The sequence below is a fragment of the Streptomyces sp. NPDC001933 genome (genome assembly GCF_042890955.1).
GTDB lineage: Bacteria > Actinomycetota > Actinomycetes > Streptomycetales > Streptomycetaceae > Streptomyces.
The window spans coordinates 1-1,324 of the sequence record NZ_JBIASS010000122.1; the positions used below are offsets into that span (position 1 = coordinate 1).

Consider the following 1,324-nt stretch of genomic DNA (forward strand, 5'->3'; position numbering starts at 1 on the left):
CCGGGTGGCCGGGATCGATACCGGTGTCGAGGACGGCCACCTTCATGCCGGTGCCGTCATAGCCGGCCGCCCACGCCTCCGGAGCACCGATCTGCGGCACACTCTGGTCCAGAGCGACATGCACCGGCTTGTCGAGCCAGAGCTTCTTGATCCCGCCGGCGAGCCTCGGTGCCTTCGCCGTGGCGGTGCTGTCGTCGTCGACCGCCTCCCAGAACGTCGCCGACTTCTTCTTGGCGGCATGCAGCACCACCGCATTGGCGCTGGGCAGCTCGTCCTTCTTCACCGAACCGGCCGGCGCGGCCTTCCCCAGCGCCTTGCCGGCCCTGCCCGGCGCGCCCGGGTAGGTCGCGATCAGCGGTACGGCGGGGCGGTGCGCGTCGTCGTAGCCGTACTCGACGAGCTTGGTGACATTGAACAGTTCGCGGTCGAGCTCATTCGCGGCAAGGTAGGGCTGTGCCTTGTCCGGGATGACATAGACCTCGTCGCCCACCTTCAGGGTGGTGAACGCCACCGGGGTGCCGTCGGCCGCGGGCTCGACCGTCGCAGCCTGCAAGCCGTCGGCATGGCGCTCCAGCGTCACCACCTCACCCGTGACGAGGGTGAGCTTGTGCGTGGCGACAACGGGGCCGTTCTGCTGCGGCTGGCTCGCCCGGGTGGCCGGCGTTTCGGCGGCGGCGACGGCGGGGATGCCGAGCGTCCCGGCCACGCAGGCCGTGGCCAGCAGCGCCGTGAGCGTGCGATGTGAACGGTGTGGCAAGCGCCGGAGTATGGGGATGGTCAGGTGGACCGGGAGCCTGAATGCCCCGGCCGGTGGTGACGTTCTCATGCGGCAATGACCTCTTCGAGGGGAGAATGCGCGCGGATACCGCGCGGTTGCGGGGATTGCCCATCGCACCGAATGGCGGCGATGCATGGGGTGGGTGCCGGCCAGTGCTGCTTCGGGCGGATCGGTGGTACAGCGCCGGGCCCCGAACGGCGCGTCCCGCTTTGGCGGCAGTGACCTGGCACCGGTCGGTCGGCCTGCGGGGTTCGTCCCGGAACCTGGCCTCGTCGGGAAACCAGGACTGATCGAGGCGATCCGTCAGATGTGACCGTGTGACAGAAGCCTTGCGGCCGCGGGGGGACGAGTGGCGACAGGCGGAGGTAATGATTCCATGACGCTGAGTGTTGTTCACTCACCGGCCACCGGACGACTGGGCAGATGACCCAATTTTGCTGCCGCGCCCGCCTACTGACTTCGGCTCGTCAGGGTGAACTTTTGCGAAGTCCTTGATAGGCCGGGTGTGGTGGTTGTATCCCGTGGTGTGTGAGATATGCGGATGGG

General features: G+C 68.1%; 1 pseudogene. It reads right to left on the bottom strand.

The window, feature by feature from the left end:
- A pseudogene (locus ACFYY7_RS45700) lies at positions 1-757 on the bottom strand (hypothetical protein); the annotation flags it as partial.
- Between the last annotated feature and the right edge of the window lie 567 nt (positions 758-1,324).